Origin of the sequence: Streptomyces lushanensis, from assembly GCF_001700515.1 — a bacterium.
Classification (GTDB): domain Bacteria; phylum Actinomycetota; class Actinomycetes; order Streptomycetales; family Streptomycetaceae; genus Streptomyces; species Streptomyces lushanensis.
In genome coordinates, this window is the sequence record NZ_MAUD01000531.1 from 1 (window position 1) to 1,096 (window position 1,096).

Sequence of the window (1,096 nt, forward strand, 5' to 3'; positions counted from 1 at the left end):
CCGCCGGACCCGCCGACGCCGGCGCAGGCGGAGAAGAAGAGGCAGAGGGCGACGGCGTCGGCGGGTCCGGCGGGGAGTCCGGTGAAGACGCCGCGGGCGGGGTGGACGCCGACGAAAGGGTCGCCGGCAGGGGCGCCGGAGAGAAGGGCGGCGCGGCCGGGAACGGGGCAGACGAGTCCGGCGCGGTCGACACGGACCCGGGCGGCGTAGACGGCGGAGCCGCCGGAGACGGAGAAGGCGCGGGCGCGGGCGCCGGAACCGGAACCGGAACCGGAACCGATGACGGCGGCGGTGACGGCACCGGAGGAGCGACCGGTGGAGACACCGGGAGCGTGGACGCCGGAGAAGCGGACAGCGACGGCGAGGGCGGCGGGGAGGCGGGCGGCTCCACCGGAGGCGCTGCCGGCGCAGCCGGGGAGGCGGACGCGGGAGCAGGCTGAAGCAACGGTGGCGCGGCCGACGCGGCCGGGGACTGCGAGGACGGGGGCAGGGACGGTGACGGAGCCGACGCGGGCGGAGAGGACAGGAGGGACGGCACGGCCTCGGCCGACGAAAGCGGCACCACGGGCGGAGCCGCGGACGCGGACGTCGGAGGAGACACAGGGGACACGGGCGACACGGGCGACCCAGCCGACGGAGAGGACACAGGCGCCGCAGCCGACGGAGGAGACACAGAGGACACGGCCGCAGCCGACGGAAGCGGCGACACGGGCGAGGACGGCGACGGCGACGGCGACGGCCCATGCGACGGCGACGGCGGAGTCAGCGCGAGGGGAGACGACGAGGACGCGGAGCACGACGCGGAAGGAGACGGAGAGGACACGGGCGAGGGCTTCGGGGGCGACGCGGACGGCGGAGGCGCGGCCGGCTGGGACGGCGACGCGGACGACGGCTGGGACGAGGGCGGGCCTGCGGACGGGGTGGCGGACATGGGCGGGCGACCTCCGCGACAAAGGGAATGAACAGGGCGGACCGGACAGAGCTCAGGGCCTGTCCGGCGGATCTTCGTGGATCGGCCCGGGGCGTCTGGTGGAGGGGCACCTCCCGTGCCGTTCAGGCCACGGGGGAGCATCGCAAGGCGGAGGATCGTCCTCGT

General features: G+C 76.5%; 1 pseudogene. It reads right to left on the bottom strand.

Annotated features, from left to right (window positions below):
* Window positions 1-797, bottom strand: a pseudogene (locus BFF77_RS30850) (hypothetical protein); the annotation flags it as partial.
* Window positions 798-1,096: the final 299 nt, after the last annotated feature.